Raw genomic sequence first — 20,424 nt, 5'->3', positions numbered from 1 at the left:
AATATGTGGGGGGAATGAAAATGGGCATTGACGTGGACATCATATTTAAAATAGCGGGTGTGGGGCTTGTCGTGGCATTTCTTCACACGATACTCGATCAGGTTGGGAAGAAGGAATATGCCCAGTGGGTGACACTTTTCGGATTTATCTATATTTTATTCATGGTTGCTTCTGTAGTAGAGGATTTATTTCAAAAAATTAAATCTGTATTTCTATTTCAGTAAGGGAGGGATTCGCGATTGAAATCATAAAAATCGTGGCCATTGCCCTAGTTGCCACCTTTTTGGCACTGATCGTCAAAGAGCAAAAACCAAATTTAGCATTCCTGCTTATTGTTTTTGTAGGATGCTCCATTTTTCTTTTTTTAGCTGACAAGATATACGAAATCATTCTAATGTTAGAAAAAATTGCCGTTAATGCGAATGTAAATACCGTGTATCTAGAGACCATTTTAAAAATAATCGGAATTGCCTATATTGCAGAATTCGCTTCCCAAATTACAAAAGATGCAGGGCAAGGTTCGCTCGCTTCCAAAATAGAATTGAGCGGAAAAATCTTGATTCTTGCCATGGCGATTCCGATTTTGACCGTCATTATCGAAACGATTCTACAGATGCTCCCAAGTTAATGGATTACTCCTAGTCAATGAGGTGAATGTATGAAGCAGCGGATGCCTTACTTATCCATACTATTCGTTTTACTCTTTTTTTTGCATGCATCTATTGGACAAGCTGCCGAGAATCCAGAAAATGGTGAAGTTGATCAAGAGCCGATCATGCAGTCCGAACTGGTACAAGCCCAAATTGAAAGGCTGGGCGTCGATGAGCTCAAACAATATTGGGATGACATCGTTACGGAATATGGAGGATTCTTACCGGAAAGCCAGAAAGGGAGCTTCATGGATTTTGTAAGCGGCGATAAGAAATTTTCATTTGATGAATGGATAAAGGGAATCACAAAATTCATTTTTCATGAACTGCTCGTGAATGGAAAGCTGCTGGGGTCACTCATTTTATTAACCGTTTTCAGCATGTTCCTCCAGTCTTTGCAGAATGCGTTCGAGCAAAGCTCCGTAAGTAAGGTCGCTTATGCAATCGTTTATATGGTGCTGATCATTTTGGCACTTAACAGTTTTCATGTGGCGATTGAATATACAAAAGATACGATAGATTTGATGATTTCCTTTTTAATGGCGCTCATCCCTTTACTCTTGGCATTGATAGCTGCTTCAGGCGGACTTGTATCGGCAGCCTTCTTTCATCCGGTATTGATGTTTTTGATGAATACAAGCGGCATCTTGATTCAGTTCGTCGTCCTTCCGTTATTATTCTTTGCAGCGATTTTAAGCATAGTCAGCACGTTGACCGAACATTACAAAGTGACACAGCTGGCACAACTTCTCCGTAATTTTGCCATCGGGATCCTTGGAGCATTCATGACCATATTCCTTGGTGTGATCTCCGTTCAGGGAGCATCCTCAGCTGTAGCTGACGGAGTGACGATCAGGACAGCCAAATTCGTGACAGGTAACTTTATACCGGTCATAGGGCGCATGTTTACCGATGCAACGGATACGGTCATTAGTGCCTCCGTCCTTTTGAAAAATACAGTGGGATTGTCAGGCGTCATCATTCTCTTGCTCATTACCACATTTCCCGCCATAAAAATCCTGATGATTTCTTTTGTCTATAAATTGGCAGCGAGTCTTTTGCAGCCGCTGGGCGGAGGACCTGTAATAAAATGCCTTGACATCATAAGTAAAAGCATGATTTATATTTTCGCCGCATTGGCCATTGTCTCACTCATGTTTTTTTTAAGTATCACGGTAATCATCGCCTCTGGAAACATTACCCTGATGGTTCGTTAGAAAGGAGGAGGACTTGGTGAGTTTTTTAGCTGGCTGGGTATCCAACATCATCATATTTGTACTGCTGGCTACTGTGATCGATATGCTTCTGCCGAATTCAGCTTTACAGAAGTATGCCAAAATGGTTATCGGGCTTTTACTGATTGCAATCATCATCACTCCTATATTGGGATTATTCAATAAGGATTTCGATGATATTCTCACTGCGGCCACTAGTGAATTTGAGGATCAGAAAAAAAAAGATTTAGGAAATTTGACAGAAATGAAGAAAAAAGAAATACAAGCTACCCAGGGTGCATATATTTTAAAACAAATGGCTGTTGACTTACAGGCAGAAGTGGAAGAGGAGCTGATGGCGGATTATAACATGAGGATTAGTTCAATTGATGTAGGGGTCAAGAATGAGGAAGAGCCGGGTGTTGATGATCTGCAGAACATAACCATTTCATTGGAAAAGGCAGAAGGGAAAGAAAACTCGGAGATAGAGGCAGTAGCGAAGGTTGATATCAATACAGATAGCCCATCCACTTCGAATGATGCCAATCTGGATGCTGTCAAAAGGTTTCTGGCAACAAGTTGGTCTGTTGATGAAGAGATCATTGAAATCGCCGGGGAAAGGAAGTGACTGAGTATTGAACAAAGACAAAGGTCCATTATCCTGGCTGCAAAAACTATTAAATAAAGACCCTGACCAAAAAGAGCCTAAGGAAAAAAAACCTTCCCTGTATGTCTATGCTCTAATAGTTGTCCTTTTGGGATCGGGAATCATGATGGCCGGGAATTTGTTAACCACCAACAAGACAGGACAAACATCTGAAGTGACGACTGTATTCAATAATGATAAACAGCAGGAAGAAGATGGGGATGTTGAAACATTCGGCCAGAAGAAATCAGAATTCAAGACTACAAAAGACTATGAAATATATCTACAGAATGAAATGAAGGAAGCGCTAGAATCCATCGCAGGCGTCCAGGATGTGAAAGTCGTAATCTACGTCGATGCATCCGAGAAAAAAGTATATGAAAGAAATAAAGTCACCCAAAAACAAGTCACTGAAGAAACCGACCAGGAAGGCGGCAAAAGGACGGTCGAAGACACATCCGTTGATGAACAGCTAGTTTTGGTCAAGAGCGGTGAAAAAGAAGGACCGATCATTTCGGAAACGAAAAAACCTAGTGTACGAGGAGTCCTGGTAGTCGCAAAAGGGGCCGAAAACATTCAAATAAAGAAGTGGATCATCGAGGCTGTCACACGCTCACTTGATGTACCGAGTCACAGGGTTTCTGTCATGCCTAAAAAATAAGGGGGAAAATCTACATGTTATTAAAAAAACAAACCGTTTGGTTATTGACTATGCTAAGTCTGGTCGTTGTGCTTTCAGTCTATTATTTAACCGCTCCTGAAGAAAATGCCGCCGATATGACGGCAACAGAGCAAATGGAAAAGGAAGAAAATAAAACAGAGAACAAAGCAGAGACAAAAGGGGAAAACAAAAGTGAAAAAGAAACTTCCAAAAATACAGAAGGTTCCTCTGTAACCATTGCATCTGGAGATGAGTTCGAATCGTTAAGGATGCAGATTGAAGATGAACGGGCGAAGCTGAATGAAGAATTGACTGCAAAGATGGGCAACACAGAACTATCAGCTGAAGAAAGAGACGAGGCTTATGCAAAAATCGAACAATTAAGTGAAACGAAAGTGAAAGAAAATATCATCGAAAACTTAATTGTTGCCATGGATTACAATGCCGCACTGGTCCGGGTGGACGGAACGGATGTTAAGGTGAGTGTCAAGGCGGATAAACAAACGAAAACAGAGGCAAATAACATTATCCGCCTCGTAAGGAAAGAAGTGAGCGATGCACAAAATGTAGTGGTCGATTTCCAACCGGAAAAGTAAACACACATACAGAAAAAAGTGACTGATACAGAACAGTTCAACCTCATAGAAATTTGAAAGCCCCCTTAATAAAAAAATGGGAGGCTTTTTATTATGATTTTTTAAAGGATCTCACAAACCTGGAAACTTTAGAGGAAAAGCTTTTTTATGTCGATTGGAATCAGGAACTCAAATAGAAATGGTGATAATGATCATCCGTAATATTCTAGAAAAGTAATTACAATGGATATTATGGCTGGTTTTCCAGGAATGAAATGCAAAATTAAAGAGCAAGCGTTAAGGTGCCCAAGTTGATATATATTCACAATATTATAATAAAGGTGTAAGATGGAAGTATGGATATTCAGTAACAATTAATCTATCATTGAATTTGTATAAGCTAATATTGTATGATGTTAGAAGCTGGTCATAAACTTTTCAATTTTCTTAGGGAAACAATATTTTGAGAAAGTGAAATATCTGTTATAATACAGATGGGGTTTGTAGTCAGTTTATTCGCATTCGCGTAAAGAAAGCGGCTACTTTGTGCAGTATTGGACAAAGTAGGATAAGCTAAGGGTAGGGTTACATAAAATATTATTGCCTCACAAACTCATATTAAATTAGACAAGGGGTGCCACAAAATGAAAGTGCAAGAAATTCGTGAAATTATTAAGTTAGTCGATCAATCAAATATCGGTGAATTCGTTTTCGAAAATGAAGGAACGAAAATTAAATTGAAAAAAACCGAAACGGGTACAGTATTACACCAAGCAGCAGTTGCTCCAGATGTTGTTCAAGCCAATGCAGCTGTAGAGGTCAAGCCCGCAGCGGCCCCTGCCCCTGAAGTACCGAAAGCTGTTGAACCTGCAAAACCGGCTGCAGCCGTCACTGAACAGGAAAATTTACATAAAATCACTTCCCCTATGGTAGGGACATTCTACCAATCTCCTGCACCGGATTCACCTGCATACGTAAAAGCAGGCGATAAAGTAACGGGGGATTCCATCGTCTGCATCGTGGAAGCCATGAAACTTTTCAATGAAATCGAAGCTGAAGTAAGCGGTGAAATCGTTGAAGTCCTTGTAAAAGAAGGTCAGCTTGTAGAATATGGTCAACCATTATTTTTAGTAAAGCCGGAATGAGGAGCTGTTTCTAAATGATTAAAAAGGTATTAATTGCCAATCGCGGGGAAATTGCTGTCCGTATCATCCGGGCATGCAAGGAGTTAGGAATCGAGACTGTTGCTGTCTATTCAGAAGCAGATAAAGAAGCATTACATGTTCAAATTGCTGATGAAGCATATTGCATCGGTCCTAAATTATCAAAAGACAGTTATTTAAATAAAACCAACATTATCAGCACTGCCAAGAAAACGGGATCCGATGCAATTCATCCGGGATATGGTTTCCTAGCTGAAAATGCCGACTTTGCCGAGCTATGCCGTGAATGCAATATCATTTTCATCGGTCCTAGCCCTGAAGCGATCAATAAAATGGGTACAAAGGACGTAGCAAGGGAAACCATGCGCAAAGCTGGTGTACCGATCGTGCCAGGTTCTAAAGGCATAATCAAAGATACGGATGAGGGTGTAGCACTAGCTAATGAAATGGGCTATCCAGTCATCATCAAAGCTACTGCAGGCGGAGGCGGTAAAGGTATCCGCGTCGCAAGGACGGAAGAAGATCTCATTAAGGGCATTAACATCACACAACAGGAAGCCGCTACGGCATTCGGGAATCCTGGCGTGTATATTGAAAAGTTCATCGAGGACTTCCGTCACGTTGAAATACAGGTCATGGCAGATAATCATGGCAACGCCATCCATTTAGGTGAGCGTGATTGTACGGTCCAAAGACGTTTGCAAAAACTTGTTGAAGAAACCCCGTCACCGGCGTTGGATGGTGAAATACGTGCGGAAATGGGGCAGGCCGCTGTGACGGCTGCACTTGCCGTAAACTATTCAGGAGCCGGAACAGTAGAATTTATTTATGACTATGTGAATAGAAAATACTACTTTATGGAAATGAATACACGTATCCAGGTTGAACACCCAGTTACAGAAATGGTAACGGGCGTGGATTTGATTAAAGAACAGATTAAAGTTGCTTCAGGCAACAAACTATCGCTTTCGCAAGAGGATGTCACTTATAACGGATGGTCTATCGAATGCCGGATCAATGCCGAAAATCCAGAAAAGAATTTCATGCCTTCCGCAGGTAAGATTCAAATGTATTTACCTCCAGGCGGCTACGGAGTTCGTGTGGATTCTGCGGCATACCCTGGGTACTCGATACCGCCGTATTACGATTCCATGATCGCTAAATTGATTGTCCATGCACCGACTAGGGAAGAGGCAATCGAGAAGATGAAACGCGCCTTGGGTGAGTTTGTCATTGAAGGGATCAGTACCACAATTCCTTTCCATATTAAGTTACTTCAGCATGAACAATTTGTTTCCGGGGAATTTAATACCAAATTCCTTGAAATATATGATGTAATGAACTCATAATGTAAAGGAAGACAGGAGGTGCTTTTGAATGAGTGAAATGGAAGGCCAATTACTCGAAATGAATGATTATAATAGTGGGCTGGGCAAAGTTGAGATTGCGCCTGAGGTGATAGAGGTGATTGCGGGTATCGCTGCATCGGAAGTTGAAGGTGTTGCACATATGCGCGGGAATTTCGCTACGGGTGTTGTTGAAAAGCTTGGTAAAAAGAACCACGGTAAAGGTGTTAAAGTGGACTTAACGGGAGAATCCATCAAAGTCGAACTTTATTGTGTCATGAAGTTTGGTGTTTCAATTCCGAAAGTTGCTCAGGAAGTGCAAGATAACATTCGTGAAGCTTTGTTGAATATGACCGCTATCGACGCTGGCGAAGTGAACATTCATGTAGTGGGCATTGCGTTTGAAAACGCTAAACAAGAAGCGGAATACGAACAAGAAGTGTAAGTGGGCTTCATTCGATTTACACCAGCAAAAACCCGGCAAAAAGCCGGGTTTTTGTTTTTTGAAAGTAAACTCCAAGATACCCGTTTTTGGAGCCTGCTTATAATATTAAATTTAAATGAACATAATAAGGCGGTGTCTGGAAATTTCCCTTTAATTCAAGGGTGATTTCTGTTAGAGTGTAAAAGGTGAAATATGAGCATGAAAGCTAGGCAAGAGCTTTTTGACACTTTCAAAAAGTATGGGACTGTGTTGGCCGTTTAAATGGAAAGTAATCTTGAGATGTAATCTTGAATCAAGATATTGAATATTTTGGCCTTTAATTTAGTGGGATTTAGCTTGTTTTTATAAAAAATATGGCGAGAATCTTAATATTTTTGAAAAAATGTTATTTAATGTTCGTTTGTTCTAGCATTTTCATATATAATAGTAGATGTAAAAGGAGTAAGATTATGAAAAGAAGAGAAGCCCGTGAAAAGTCCCTTCAAGCACTATATCAGATAGATATTGCCAACTCGAATGCAGAAGAAGCAATGGAAAGCGTACTGGATGGTGCTCCCACTGATAATTATTTCAAGAAATTAGTAATGGGGATAACGGAAAATCGTGAACAAATTGATGGAATGATCAGGGACAATTTAGAGAATTGGACGTTGGAAAGACTGGCGAACATTGATCGGAATTTACTGCGGATCGCGGTTTATGAAATGGTTCACAGTGAAGATGTTCCTGTAAGTGTTGCAATGAATGAAGCTATTGAAATTGCTAAGAAATTCGGTGATGATCAATCAAGCAGCTTTGTAAATGCCGTTTTATCCAAAGTGAAGGTGAAAAGCGGCAGCTAAAGCTGCAGCCTTGAACAAGGATTCTCTCAGCAATTTCTTTAGCAAAATTAACTTGGGAGGAATAAACACATGTCAGCTCAAATCATTAATGGTAAAGAAATTGCAGAGTCAGTTAGGCAGGAAATCAGTAAGGAAGTTCAACAGTTACGTGAAAAAAATGTCGTTCCGGGTTTAGCTGTAATCCTGGTGGGTGACAATCAAGCATCTCAAACTTATGTGCGCCATAAGCAAAAGGCCTGTGAGGACTTGGGTATGCATTCCGTACTAATTAAAAAACCTGCGGATCTCTCTCAGGAGGAATTAATTCAGAGCATTGCTGAATTAAACCAGGATGACAGCATTCATGGTATATTGGTGCAGCTGCCCTTGCCTGGACATATTCAGGAAAAGGCGATTATTGAAGCGATTTCCCCTGAAAAGGATGTAGATGGATTCCACCCGATTAATATTGGGCGGATGATGACGGGACAAGATGCATTTTTACCTTGTACTCCGTACGGCGTCATGGTGATGCTTGAGTATATCAACTATGACCTTGAAGGTAAGCATGTTGTCATCGTAGGGAGAAGTAATATCGTCGGAAAACCAGCCGGACAATTGTTTTTAAACGCAAATGCAACCGTTACATACTGTCATTCACGGACAAAGGATCTTGCTTATTATACCAAGCAAGCCGATGTCGTTGTGGCAGCGGTCGGAAAGAGGGACACGATCACGAGTGACCATATTAAAGAAGGCGCAATCGTCATTGACGTCGGAATGAACAGGAATGATGAAGGGAAGCTTTGCGGTGATGTGGCGTTTGATGAAGTGAAAAATAAGGCTTCATACATTACACCTGTTCCTAAAGGCGTTGGTCCCATGACGATTACGATGCTTATGAAGAATACGGTCAAATCTGCTCAAAAAGCTCTTGAATCAAACAAGCAAGCATTAAAAAGCTGAAAAAAACGTTAAATTATTTTAAAGAAGCGGACCTCTTGTTTTATAATAACGGGAGACCGCTTTTTTTCCATTCATGGATTTATGATAATCTATAGGTGAGTTTTCTTTATATCCGATTTCCATCGGAAGGAGACATTATATGAGCAACCAACAATATTTGAGTGTGTCGGCTTTAACGAAGTACATCAAAAGGAAGTTCGATGCCGACCCCCATTTGCAAAATGTATACATAAAAGGTGAAATTTCAAATTTTAAACAACATACAAGCGGACATATGTATTTTACTTTAAAGGATGAGAAGGCACGACTTCTCTCCGTCATGTTTGCCGCCAATAATAAAGGCATGAAATTCCTTCCTGAAAATGGCATGAAGGTACTTGTTAAGGGTGATATATCATTATATGAAGCTGGAGGACAGTATCAGCTTTATGTGAAAAGCATGGCCCCTGATGGTGTGGGGGATTTATATCTTGCTTATGAACAGCTGAAGAAAAAGCTGGAGGGGGCAGGCTTGTTTTTGGCCGAACACAAGAAGCCGATCCCGCAGTACCCTAAGTCTGTAGGGGTCATAACTTCGCCGACCGGAGCTGCATTAAGAGATATCCTGACAACCATCAAGCGGAGATATCCGATCGCCAAGATCATCGTTTATCCAGCACTTGTACAAGGGAATAATGCCGCTAAATCGATTGCCAAGGCAATTTCCATGGCGAACGCAAGGGCGGAAAGCGATGTTCTCATTGTCGGAAGGGGCGGCGGGTCGATCGAGGAACTATGGGCCTTCAATGAGGAGATAGTGGCTGAATCTATATATGATTCCGATATACCTGTAATTTCTGCTGTCGGTCACGAAACCGACTTTACGATTGCTGATTTTGTCGCCGATATGCGTGCTCCTACACCGACTGGTGCAGCAGAGTTAGCGGTTCCTCACTTGAATGAAATACTCGAACGCCTGATGAACCGCAAGAATCGATTGACCCGCTCCATTCAAGAAGCAGTGAATTTTGAACGAACCCGTTTGACCAGGATGGAGAGGTCTTATGCCTTCCGTTACCCACATAAAATGTACGAACAGAAGCTGGAACAACTAGACAAGACGATGGACAGGCTAGGGAGGACCAGCACGCGATATTTCATGAAAAAGAGAGATGAGCTGAATCAGCTGAACGATATTTTGAAAAAGCAGCATCCTGAACAAGCGGTGAAAAATGCGAAAGAAGAACTGCAGCAGCATGCAAAGGTTTTACGGAGGGCCATGGAAGCCATCTATCGGCATAAATCTCAGCAGTTCGTCCATATTACAGCCACTTTATCTGCTCTCAGTCCACTAAAAATCATGGAACGGGGCTATGGATTGGTTTTTGCTGAGGATGAGACATTAGTGAAAAGTACACAGCAAGTATCAAAAGGGGATAAGATAGCGGTTTCGATAAAAGATGGAACTCTTGAATGTGAAATTAAAGAAATTAAGGAGCGGATTGAATCATGACAAAAAAACAGGAAGCTACATTTGAAGAAGCGATGGAGAATCTCGAAAAAATTGTAGAGCAGTTGGAAGAAGGCGATGTGCCCTTGGAAGAAGCCATTTCAATATATAAACAAGGGATGGATTTATCAAGGCTTTGCCATTCAAAGCTTAAGGCTGTTGAAGATCAGTTGACTCAAATTTTACGCGAAGATGGGGAACTTGAAAACTTTGCTGTACAGGAGGAAGAATGACATGGGTACGGCGTCCTTTGAAATGTTTTCTAATGAATATAAGGCAATTATAGAACGGGAAATCGTCGAATATGTCAATAAACTTAAAGCCCCGGCAGTAGTCAAAGAAGCCATGATCTATTCACTGCAGGCAGGGGGTAAACGGATTCGCCCATTATTGGTCTTTGCGGTTTTGGAGGCCTTTGGAAAAAGCTTGAGGATAGGGATTCCTGCAGCGGCTGCCATTGAAATGATTCATACATATTCTTTGATTCATGATGACCTTCCGGCAATGGATGATGATGATCTCCGCCGCGGAAAACCGACGAATCATAAAGTGTTCGGTGAAGCGGTGGCCATACTGGCAGGTGATGCACTTCTTACTTATAGCTTTCAATTGGTGACGGATATGACCAATCCCGAGGTCACGGCAGAAATGAAGCTGAACCTTGTAAGTGAAATTGCGAAGTCCGCCGGAGCCGAAGGAATGGTTGGGGGGCAAGTTGCCGATATGGAAGGTGAGAATAAACAGCTGACCCTTCAGGAATTGGAGTATATACATGAACATAAAACAGGGAAGTTATTGACTGCAAGCATCCTTTCCGGTGCTATATTAGCAGGGGCGAGTGAAGAACAGCAACTGCATTTACGTGACTTTGCATACCACCTGGGGCTTGCTTTTCAAATTCGCGATGATATTCTGGATATTGAAGGGTCAGTCGAGTTGATCGGCAAGCCGGTTGGCAGTGATGTGGGGAATCATAAAAGCACATATCCTTCTTTACTAACCCTTCAAGGGGCAAAGCAAAAGTTGGAACATCATATAGAACTTGCCCATGCCGCTTTAGGAAAAACAACCTTACAAACGGGTTTGTTGAATGAACTAACTGATTTAATTGCGAACCGTAATCATTGATTGTGGCTAAATTTGTTATCAATTGAGGTTTTGTGGTATACTCATTGTGCAAAAATATGTGAAAATCAAAATGAATTTTTTAATTGAGATACGTGATAAAATAGGTATAATAAGCCGCCGAAATCACCTGGGTGTTGGCGGCTATTTTTTAACTTAAAACCAATTTTTCGGTCAAGTCTTCCATAGCCCTCTTTCATGAGGCTTTGTTTATGCTAACCACCGAAAATGACAGAAAGTGAGTGGTCCTGTTTGGATCTTCTATCTATAAAAGACCCTTCTTTTTTGAAGAAGATGAATAATGAAGAACTTGTCGAGTTAAGTGTGGAAGTACGGAAATTCCTTGTGGAAAAATTATCGGTGACCGGTGGGCACATTGGTCCCAATTTAGGTGTCGTCGAGTTGACTATAGCCTTGCATAAAGAATTCGACAGTCCGAATGATAAAATTTTATGGGATGTCGGACATCAATCCTATGTCCATAAAATCCTGACTGGCAGAGCAGGAGAGTTCGACACCTTAAAGAAATATAAAGGTCTTTGCGGTTTTCCTAAAATGATTGAAAGCCCCCATGATGTTTGGGAAACCGGTCACAGTTCGACTTCCCTTTCAGCTGCAATGGGGATGGCGGCTGCACGTGATATCAAAGGGGAAAACAGCTTTATTTTGCCTGTAATCGGAGACGGTGCCCTAACAGGGGGGATGGCGCTTGAAGCGTTGAATCATATCGGTGATGAAAAAAAGGACATGATCGTTATCCTGAATGATAATGAAATGTCCATAGCCCCCAATGTAGGTGCCTTACACACGATATTGGGAAGATTGCGGACAGCAGGTAAATATAACTGGGCAAAAGATGAATTGGAGCTGCTTTTGAAAAAAATTCCTGCAGTCGGTGGTAAACTTGCGGCTACAGCTGAACGTTTGAAGGATAGCATGAAATATTTATTGGTATCAGGAATCTTTTTCGAAGAACTCGGATTCACTTATCTTGGACCAGTAGATGGACATAATTATGAAGAATTGCTTGAGAATTTAAGATATGCCAAGAAAACGAAGGGACCGGTCCTGCTGCATGTCATCACGAAAAAAGGCAAGGGATATTCTCCTGCCGAGTTGGACACAACCGGGAACTGGCATGGGACTGGCCCATATAAGATCGAGACAGGTGATTTCGTGAAATCCCCTAGTAAGGGTCCTGCTTGGAGCGCTCTCGTAAGCGATACTGTCAGCAGGCTAGCCCGTGACGATGAGCGGATTGTCGCGATTACACCTGCAATGCCCGTAGGTTCGAAATTGGTGGGCTTCTCTCAAGAGTTCCCAGAGCGTTTCTATGATGTAGGGATTGCCGAGCAGCATGCTGCAACTTTTGCAGCCGGATTGGCAACGCAAAAAATGAAACCATTCCTGGCTATATATTCAACCTTCCTGCAAAGGGCTTATGACCAGGTGGTGCATGATATTTGCCGTCAAAATTTGAACGTATTCATAGGAATCGATCGTGCCGGATTGGTTGGTTCCGATGGTGAAACGCATCAAGGCGTTTTCGACATTGCTTTCTTGCGCCACGTACCGAATATGGTGCTGATGATGCCGAAAGATGAAAACGAAGGCCAGCATATGGTCAATACGGCCTTAAAATATAATGATGGTCCGATTGCCATGCGTTTCCCTCGTGGGAATGGTTGGGGAGTAGAGATGGATGCTGAATTACAGCAGATTCCGATCGGTTCGTGGGAAGTTCTTAAAGAAGGAACGGATGCTGCCATCTTAACTTTCGGCACAACGATTCCCATGGCTCTTGAAGCGGCAGAACTGCTCGAGAAAGAGGATTATTCAGTGAAGGTGGTCAATGCCCGGTTCATTAAGCCTTTGGATGAGAACATGCTAAGCAGTCTCCTTGGTGAAAAAATGCCAATCCTGACAATAGAAGAAGCGGTTCTTCAAGGTGGTTTTGGTAGTTCTGTTCTTGAATATGCTCATGATCAAGGATTTTATGGGGCAATTATAGATCGAATGGGGATACCTGATTATTTCATTGAACATGGAAGCGTCGATGAACTTCTTGAAGAAATCGGTCTGACGACTGATACAGCCATCAAAAAGATTAAAATGATAACACCCAAAAAAGAAAAAAGGGCCTGAAAATATGAAAGTGATGAAAGAAAGAGTGGATGTATTACTTGTAGAACAAGGCTTGGCCGATACACGTGAAAAAGCGAAGCGTATGGTTATGGCAGGCCTTGTCTACGCGAATGAAGAGAGATACGAAAAACCGGGGGAAAAAGTGCCGGTCGATCTAGAATTCACGATCAAAGGAAAAGTCATGCCTTACGTTTCAAGAGGCGGTCTTAAACTTGAGAAGGCATTAAGGGAGTTCGATTTACAAGTGAATGGAAAAATACTGCTTGATATCGGATCATCAACTGGCGGGTTTACGGATTGTGCTTTGCAAAATGGCGCCATAATGTCTTATGCGCTTGATGTCGGCTATAATCAACTTGCCTGGAAGCTTAGGCAAGATGAGCGGGTAAAAGTAATGGAAAGAACCAATTTCCGTTATGTTACACCCGCCGATCTCGACGGGGAGATGCCAAACTTCGCAAGCATTGATGTTTCCTTCATCTCGCTTACGTTAATTTTACCGGTACTAAAGACCTTGCTCGTCCCGAATAGTGATGTCGTTGCCTTGGTTAAACCGCAATTCGAAGCCGGGAAGGATCAAGTGGGTAAAAAGGGGATTGTTCGTGATCCCAAAATCCATAAACAAGTGTTGGATAAGATCATTTCTTTTTCTTTAAAGGAAGGCTATGATATTAAGGATGCCTCCTTCTCACCGATTACCGGCGGTGATGGAAATATTGAATTCTTACTTCACTTACACTGGCAAGGGCCGAAGGAAGATGGAGCATTATTGCTTTCGAAAACGGTTGATGACATCGTTGGAGAGGCCCATGCCCAATTTAAAAAAGAATAGCTAGAACTTTGTATGGCTCCTTTGGCTGAATGGTTGGCTAAAGGAGCTTTTTGACTATGCATTGTCGTCATGGAATTGAATCATTTATGAGTGGATACATAAAATAGGTAAGTGCAAAAATTAGACTTGTATTCATTTTAGAGAAAAAAGTTGTACAATTGCATAAAAATCCGATAACATTAATATTGAAAGTGATACCATTACCATTAAATGAGCAACAGTTGAGAAGAGGTGCTTCTACTTATGAATAAAGGACAACGACATATAAAAATAAGGGACATTATAACGAATAATGATATCGAAACACAGGATGAGTTAGTTGAAGAATTGAAATTAGCTGGATACAATGTAACTCAAGCCACCGTTTCAAGGGATATTAAAGAGCTTCACCTTGTAAAAGTTCCTTTAACGGATGGAAGGTATAAATACAGTCTGCCGGCCGACCAACGTTTCAATCCACTTCAAAAATTAAAGAGAATCCTTGTCGATGCCTTTGTACGCATTGACTCAGCCAACAATTTGCTGGTTATGAAAATGCTCCCGGGTAATGCCCAGGCCATCTGTGCATTGATTGATAATTTAAATTGGCAAGAAATACTCGGGACGATCGGCGGCGACGATACATGTTTAATTATCTGCCGTTCCGAGGAAGATGCAAAGATCATTTCCGGCAAATTCTTGGACATGCTCTAATAATGTTGTGAGGTGATCTAGTTTGTTAACAGAACTATCGATTAGGAATTTTGCGATCATAGACAGCCTGTCCGTTTCATTTGAGAAAGGCTTGACGGTCTTGACAGGAGAAACAGGGGCAGGGAAGTCAATCATAATAGATGCCGTTCATCTGTTGGTTGGGGGACGTGGTTCTGCAGAGTTCATTCGGCATGGTGAGTCGAAGGCTGAAATAGAAGGATTATTCCAAATTGAAGATGAAAAACACCCGGTCTTTGCCAAAGCGGAAGAGTTTGGCCTGGATATGAATGATGGGATGGCGATACTTCGAAGGGATATCTCACAAAGCGGTAAAAGCGTTTGCAGGGTAAATGGGAAGCTGGTGACGATTTCCACTTTACGTGAGATAGGGCGAACATTGATAGACATCCATGGTCAGCATGAACATCAGGAATTAATGGATGAACGACTCCATCTTCCGCTGCTCGATCAATTCGGCGGTGAAAAAATCGCATCTGCACTCACTGAATACCAAAAGCTATATAAACGATATGAAACTGCTTCTAAACAATTGAATGGTTTGAGCCAAAATGAACAGCAAATGGTCCACCGCCTTGATTTGATCCAGTTTCAATTCGATGAAATCCAAAAAGCTGATTTGAAATTACGCGAAGATGAAGAATTGATGGAAGAACGGAAGAAAATTAATAATTTCGAAAAAATCCATGAAGCGCTGCAAACCAGTTATAATGCTTTAAATGGTGAGCAGCATGCAATTGATTGGCTTTCCGTAGCCATGAATAATTTGGAGGAAGCGGCAGGGCTTGATGAAGGTTTAAAGCACAGCTCTGAAACCGTTTCAAATAGCTACTTCCTGCTCGAAGAGGCTGTGTCAAACATACGTGACCAATTGGACTCTTTGGATTATGATACAGAACGTGTTGAATTCATTGAAAGTCGACTTAATGAAATAAATCAATTAAAGCGTAAATACGGACGGACCATCGAGGAAATCCTGGAATATGGGGCCGCAATTGAAGAAGAAGTCGAAAAGCTGCAAAATAGGGAAACCCATATCGCGAAGCTTGAAAAGGAAATGAAATCCATCAAGGCAGATCTTATCGTCGAAGCAAAGAATCTGTCTGAACTTCGCCAGAAATTCGCTCAGCAGCTAACCAAAAAGATTCATCAGGAATTAAAGGATCTATATATGGAAAAAACAATTTTTGAACCTCATTTCCTTCAGACAGCCTATACTTTCGATGAATTGTCAGATAGGGGCATTAATCAGTCAGGGCTGGATTCAATGGAATTTTATATTTCCACCAATCCAGGTGAACCGTTAAAACCTCTTTCTAAAATCGCATCTGGTGGAGAACTGTCGAGGATCATGCTGGCTTTGAAAAGCATTTTCTCCAAGCATCAAGGGATAACGTCGATTATATTTGATGAAGTGGATACAGGTGTGAGCGGACGGGTTGCACAATCCATTGCCGAAAAGATTTATAAAGTGGCAACTGGATCACAAGTTTTGTGCATATCCCATTTGCCACAGGTGGCAGCCATGGCGGATACTCACCTTTTCATAGCGAAAAATGTAAGGGCCGGACGGACGAATACCTCGGTCAAGCCGCTAATTGAAACTGAAAAAATAAAAGAAATTGGCAGGATGATTTCGGGAGTAGAGATTACGGACTTGACGAAACAACATGCCAATGAATTAATCCAGCTGGCCAAAAGGCTGAAGATTACATCTTGATGGGCCTGTAAGAAGATTATTTAAACTTATCATAAGCATTCATTGTAAAGCTATCCAAAAACGGATAGCTTTTATTTTTTGCACCTGTTATAAATGACTGTCATGAGGGCTAAATTAAAGGTGTAGCCATAAAGTTTCAGAGAGCGAGGAGAGTGAATGGATTGAAATTTATATGGATAAACAGGATCATCGGTGGAATTCTCCTTGTTTCGCTATTAACATTAGGGTTATACCAGCCATCTCGTGAATATTTTTTAATTCCAAATCATCTTGTACTATTTGAAGGAAGTCAATATAGTATTTCCAAATCATTGCCTGTTTCTGCAAAAACTTCGGGATCCAGTGATGGAATTTCACTTCATGATGAACAAGCTTCGATTACGCTTGGTGCCGAGAAACCAGGTACGAATGAAGTGTTACTCGATGTAGCAGGCTTGCCTGCCAAAAAGGTCGACATCAGGGTGTTAAAAGACTTTAGGGTCATGCCTGGAGGCCAATCCATTGGAGTGAAGCTTAATACTCTTGGGGTGCTCGTAGTAGGTCATCATCTTATTGATACGGCGCAGGGGAAAAAATCACCGGGAGAAAAAGCGAAAATTGAAATCGGTGATATTATTACAGAAATCAATGGTCAGACGATAAAGAAGATGGGGGATGTAACCCCTTTTGTTCAGCAGGCAGGTGAAAAGGGTGAGGCGTTGAAAATTGTCATTAACCGTGATAATAAAGTGCTTCATAGTACCTTATTCCCGCTAAAAGATAAGAATGAAGGAACTTACAAATTGGGTTTGTATATCCGTGATTCGGCAGCTGGCATCGGAACAATGACGTTTTATCACCCGGATTCAAAAAAATATGGGGCGTTGGGACATGTCATATCCGATATGGATACAAAAAAGCCGATTGTTGTTAAGGACGGACAGATCGTTCAATCGACGGTCACATCCATCGAAAAAGGAAGCAATGGTGATCCGGGAGAAAAATTGGCACGCTTTTCTTCCAATAAAGAAAAAATAGGAAATATCAATCGTAATAGTCCCTTTGGCATTTTTGGGAAATTAAATCAAGATTTTAAAAATGGAATTAACGACAAACCACTCCCCATCACCCTTTCCCATGAGGTAAAGGAAGGGCCAGCAAAAATCCTTACAGTGGTGAATGGTTCTGAAGTGGAGGAATTCGATGTCGAAATCGTCAGTTCCATCCCACAGAAGTTTCCTGCAATCAAAGGAATGGTCTTAAAAGTGACGGATAAAGAATTGCTTCAAAAAACGGGTGGGATCGTTCAAGGTATGAGCGGCAGTCCTATCATTCAAAATGGGAAATTAATCGGTGCAGTCACCCATGTATTCGTTAATGATCCTACAAGTGGGTATGGAGTCCATATCGAATGGATGTTAAACGAAGCCGGTATAAATATATACGACAAAGATAATTATGAAAAGGCAAGCTAAGAATCCGGGTATCCTTTTGGATGCCCCTTTTTAATGGAAAATTATGATTAGCATAGGTTTGGATCGGAATTAATTTTGATTTCTTCAAAAAATAGAGGTTTTTTTGGAACGATGTGATAAAATGAAAACGATATGAAGATTTTTCGACAAACGGTTTATTCCAATAGCAAACGAAGTCGAAAACAAGAGATATCCGGAGAATAATATTGAATTCCTTATATTTTTTCAAAAATAAAAGGAATTTAGTTTCCATTGTCGAAAAGTTCAATTACAATAGAATTTAGTCATATAGAAAAAAAGACCAATTGTAGTTGAGGAGGAAATCAAGCGTGAAAAAAATTAAGGTGTGCGTTGTAGATGATAATAGAGAACTTGTTGGCCTTCTGGAAGAATACATTTCTGCACAGGAAGACATGGAAGTGATTGGGGTGGCACATAACGGTCAAGATTGCCTGGGTATGCTAGAAAGCGTTGATCCGGATATTTTGATCCTCGATATTATCATGCCTCATTTAGATGGGTTAGGTGTACTTGAGAAACTTCGTGAAGTAAAACGGGGTGCCATGCCTAATGTGATAATGCTTACTGCCTTTGGTCAAGAAGATGTTACGAAAAAAGCAGTTGATTTGGGTGCGTCTTATTTCATCCTGAAACCATTTGATATGGAAAATCTGGCCAATCACATCCGTCAGGTAAGCGGTAAAGGGCAGGCGGTTTTAAAAAATCATAGTCAATTTAGCTATCGTCCCCAAAATGAATCCAAACCGAAGAACCTTGATGCAAGCATCACCAGCATCATTCATGAGATTGGAGTGCCTGCACATATTAAGGGATATTTGTATTTAAGGGAAGCCATATCCATGGTATATAATGATATAGAATTATTGGGTTCCATCACCAAAGTTTTATATCCGGATATCGCAAAAAAATACAATACTACGGCCAGCCGAGTTGAACGTGCTATCCGGCATGCGATTGAAGTGGCCTGGAGCCGTGGAAATATAGAATCCATATCATCTCTTTTCGGCTATACCGTAAGCATGACAAAGGCAAAACCTACAAATTCCGAATTCATTGCCATGGTTGCCGATAAGCTGCGCCTCGAACATAAAGCTTCTTGACAGGGGTAGGGTAATACCGGTTGTTAAGACTCAGGGTAACTATTGACCTTATAAAGGCTAGAGCCGCTAAATATAAATAGGAACTCTCCGTCTGGAGGTAAAGGACAGGAAGAAGTTGCTTCGTGATTTTTTCTAATCGGCAACTTCAAATCTTTTTACGCCGGTTAAAAAAATTAAACGCCTTTTATTTATTGGATTTTGCAGCAAATCCCATAAATAAAAGGCGTTTTTGTTTGGTTTAAAAAGCGGCACATAGTAAAAGGGAATGGAGTGATTTGAGGAAAGGAACCTTCTATGCAGAAAATAATCACCTGCGTTTTGATTGTAGAATTGATCTAGATGAAAATAATTTGCTGTTTCTGTTCATAAAATCGGTGTATAACAATTTTTGAGAGAGGCGGCGTTTCATCATGACCTTAATCTTTGCACATCGAGGCTCTGCAGGAACTCATCCGGAAAATACGATGTCGGCGTTCAAGGAAGCTGCCCGTGTCGGTGCGGACGGAATTGAAACGGATGTCCAGCTCTCGAAAGATGGAGAAGTGGTCATCATCCATGATGAAAAGCTCGATCGGACCACGAATGCCTCGGGGTATGTAAAAGACCGGACATTAAAGGAGTTGAAAACCCTTAATGCTTCCGCAACCCATAAGGGTAATTTTGGTGAAGAAAAGATTCCCACGCTTGAAGAACTGTTTATTTGGCTTAATGATAATCAGCTTTTTTGCAATATTGAATTGAAAAATACGGTTTTTCTGTATCCAGGCTTGGAAGAGAAAGTCATCCGGCTCATCCGTACCTACGAAATGGAGGAAAGGATAATCCTTTCTTCTTTCAATCATTACAGTTTGGTCAATTGCCATCGATTGGCACCAGAATTGGAAACGGCACCGCTATATAGGGATGGCCTATACATGCCGTGGATATATGCCAAGGCAATAGGCGGAAGTGCAATTCACCCAAATATCCGGGCTGCCCCTGATGCACTCATTCAATCATCGGTTAGTATGGGTGTTCCTGTAAGGCCCTATACCATTAATGAAGAAACCGAGATGAAGCGGTTATTCAAATTGGGGTGCAGCGGCATCATAACCGATTTCCCCAAAGCAGCGGTACGGATAAGAGAAGAATTGAAGTCAAGATAAAGAAAGAAGGTGCCATACAAGGCACCTTCTCAGACTATAGACAAACTCGATGAAAATCGAGTTTGTCTATTTGGACGTTGATTTCCACTCCAGGCACTCGCTTTCCGCGGGCGGTCGTGGAGCCTCCTCGGCTTTCGCCTGCGGGGTCTCCCCTAGACGCGCTTTTCCCGCAGGAGTCTCGTACCTTCCGTTCCA

At 41.4% G+C, this 20,424-nt stretch carries 21 protein-coding genes; all 21 read left to right on the top strand.

Features of this window, described 5'->3' with window-relative positions:
• The first annotated feature begins 20 nt into the window (after nucleotides 1–20).
• The 21 genes from spoIIIAC (at nucleotide 21) to AC3WLU_RS25145 (ending at nucleotide 20,229) form a co-directional block, all read left to right on the top strand.
• Nucleotides 21–224, top strand: coding sequence for a stage III sporulation protein AC (spoIIIAC, locus tag AC3WLU_RS25245; protein WP_034308319.1), 204 nt, complete (start codon nucleotides 21–23; stop codon nucleotides 222–224).
• 23 nt (nucleotides 225–247) lie between these two features.
• A complete protein-coding gene (gene spoIIIAD, locus AC3WLU_RS25240) occupies nucleotides 248–628 on the top strand; it encodes a stage III sporulation protein AD (RefSeq protein ID WP_492598126.1) in 381 nt (126 codons plus the stop codon).
• Between the two features lie 30 nt (nucleotides 629–658).
• A complete protein-coding gene (spoIIIAE, locus tag AC3WLU_RS25235) occupies nucleotides 659–1,867 on the top strand; it encodes a stage III sporulation protein AE (protein ID WP_034308314.1) in 1,209 nt (402 codons plus the stop codon).
• A gap of 16 nt (nucleotides 1,868–1,883) precedes the next feature.
• Entirely contained in the window at nucleotides 1,884–2,492 is a 609-nt protein-coding gene (gene spoIIIAF / locus AC3WLU_RS25230; protein ID WP_034308312.1) for a stage III sporulation protein AF, read from the top strand.
• Nucleotides 2,493–2,499: 7 nt separating this feature from the next.
• Entirely contained in the window at nucleotides 2,500–3,171 is a 672-nt protein-coding gene (spoIIIAG, locus tag AC3WLU_RS25225; RefSeq protein ID WP_048681803.1) for a stage III sporulation protein AG, read from the top strand.
• A 14-nt stretch (nucleotides 3,172–3,185) separates the two neighbouring features.
• Nucleotides 3,186–3,767 (top strand): SpoIIIAH-like family protein, encoded by a 582-nt coding sequence (locus tag AC3WLU_RS25220; protein WP_057278796.1) that lies wholly within the window; start codon nucleotides 3,186–3,188, stop codon nucleotides 3,765–3,767.
• A 623-nt stretch (nucleotides 3,768–4,390) separates the two neighbouring features.
• A complete protein-coding gene (gene accB, locus AC3WLU_RS25215) occupies nucleotides 4,391–4,891 on the top strand; it encodes an acetyl-CoA carboxylase biotin carboxyl carrier protein (protein WP_034308306.1) in 501 nt (166 codons plus the stop codon).
• A gap of 14 nt (nucleotides 4,892–4,905) precedes the next feature.
• Entirely contained in the window at nucleotides 4,906–6,258 is a 1,353-nt protein-coding gene (accC, locus tag AC3WLU_RS25210; RefSeq protein WP_057278794.1) for an acetyl-CoA carboxylase biotin carboxylase subunit, read from the top strand.
• A gap of 37 nt (nucleotides 6,259–6,295) precedes the next feature.
• The gene (locus tag AC3WLU_RS25205; RefSeq protein ID WP_492598125.1) at nucleotides 6,296–6,700 is read left to right on the top strand and encodes an Asp23/Gls24 family envelope stress response protein; all 405 of its coding nucleotides are present in this window, start codon (nucleotides 6,296–6,298) and stop codon (nucleotides 6,698–6,700) included.
• 449 nt (nucleotides 6,701–7,149) lie between these two features.
• Nucleotides 7,150–7,542, top strand: coding sequence for a transcription antitermination factor NusB (nusB, locus tag AC3WLU_RS25200; RefSeq protein ID WP_034308295.1), 393 nt, complete (start codon nucleotides 7,150–7,152; stop codon nucleotides 7,540–7,542).
• 69 nt (nucleotides 7,543–7,611) lie between these two features.
• The gene (gene folD, locus AC3WLU_RS25195) at nucleotides 7,612–8,487 is read left to right on the top strand and encodes a bifunctional methylenetetrahydrofolate dehydrogenase/methenyltetrahydrofolate cyclohydrolase FolD (RefSeq protein ID WP_413003754.1); all 876 of its coding nucleotides are present in this window, start codon (nucleotides 7,612–7,614) and stop codon (nucleotides 8,485–8,487) included.
• A 139-nt stretch (nucleotides 8,488–8,626) separates the two neighbouring features.
• A complete protein-coding gene (gene xseA, locus AC3WLU_RS25190) occupies nucleotides 8,627–9,979 on the top strand; it encodes an exodeoxyribonuclease VII large subunit (protein WP_400448295.1) in 1,353 nt (450 codons plus the stop codon).
• Nucleotides 9,976–10,209, top strand: a complete 234-nt coding sequence (locus AC3WLU_RS25185) for an exodeoxyribonuclease VII small subunit (RefSeq protein WP_034308286.1) — start codon at nucleotides 9,976–9,978, stop codon at nucleotides 10,207–10,209. The genes xseA and AC3WLU_RS25185 overlap by 4 nt, the downstream gene beginning before the upstream one ends.
• Nucleotide 10,210: 1 nt before the next feature.
• The gene (locus AC3WLU_RS25180; protein WP_057278792.1) at nucleotides 10,211–11,104 is read left to right on the top strand and encodes a polyprenyl synthetase family protein; all 894 of its coding nucleotides are present in this window, start codon (nucleotides 10,211–10,213) and stop codon (nucleotides 11,102–11,104) included.
• A 249-nt stretch (nucleotides 11,105–11,353) separates the two neighbouring features.
• Nucleotides 11,354–13,246 carry a 1-deoxy-D-xylulose-5-phosphate synthase gene (gene dxs, locus AC3WLU_RS25175; RefSeq protein WP_057278879.1) on the top strand — a complete coding sequence of 631 codons (1,893 nt, stop codon included), beginning with the start codon at nucleotides 11,354–11,356 and terminating at the stop codon, nucleotides 13,244–13,246.
• A gap of 4 nt (nucleotides 13,247–13,250) precedes the next feature.
• Nucleotides 13,251–14,078: a TlyA family RNA methyltransferase gene (locus AC3WLU_RS25170; RefSeq protein ID WP_057278791.1), complete on the top strand. Its 828-nt coding sequence runs from the start codon at nucleotides 13,251–13,253 to the stop codon at nucleotides 14,076–14,078.
• 243 nt (nucleotides 14,079–14,321) lie between these two features.
• The gene (gene ahrC / locus AC3WLU_RS25165; protein WP_034308279.1) at nucleotides 14,322–14,771 is read left to right on the top strand and encodes a transcriptional regulator AhrC/ArgR; all 450 of its coding nucleotides are present in this window, start codon (nucleotides 14,322–14,324) and stop codon (nucleotides 14,769–14,771) included.
• Nucleotides 14,772–14,793: 22 nt separating this feature from the next.
• Nucleotides 14,794–16,509, top strand: coding sequence for a DNA repair protein RecN (gene recN, locus AC3WLU_RS25160; RefSeq protein ID WP_048681817.1), 1,716 nt, complete (start codon nucleotides 14,794–14,796; stop codon nucleotides 16,507–16,509).
• 161 nt (nucleotides 16,510–16,670) lie between these two features.
• Nucleotides 16,671–17,963 (top strand): SpoIVB peptidase, encoded by a 1,293-nt coding sequence (spoIVB, locus tag AC3WLU_RS25155; RefSeq protein WP_063575695.1) that lies wholly within the window; start codon nucleotides 16,671–16,673, stop codon nucleotides 17,961–17,963.
• A gap of 329 nt (nucleotides 17,964–18,292) precedes the next feature.
• Nucleotides 18,293–19,084, top strand: coding sequence for a sporulation transcription factor Spo0A (spo0A, locus tag AC3WLU_RS25150; protein ID WP_034308269.1), 792 nt, complete (start codon nucleotides 18,293–18,295; stop codon nucleotides 19,082–19,084).
• 410 nt (nucleotides 19,085–19,494) lie between these two features.
• Nucleotides 19,495–20,229, top strand: a complete 735-nt coding sequence (locus AC3WLU_RS25145) for a glycerophosphodiester phosphodiesterase (protein ID WP_191928966.1) — start codon at nucleotides 19,495–19,497, stop codon at nucleotides 20,227–20,229.
• Nucleotides 20,230–20,424: the final 195 nt, after the last annotated feature.

Source organism: Peribacillus sp. FW305-BF15 (assembly GCF_058783805.1).
The sequence above is the reverse complement of the archived record's forward strand: the minus strand, read 5'-3'. Positions and strand labels throughout refer to the sequence as shown.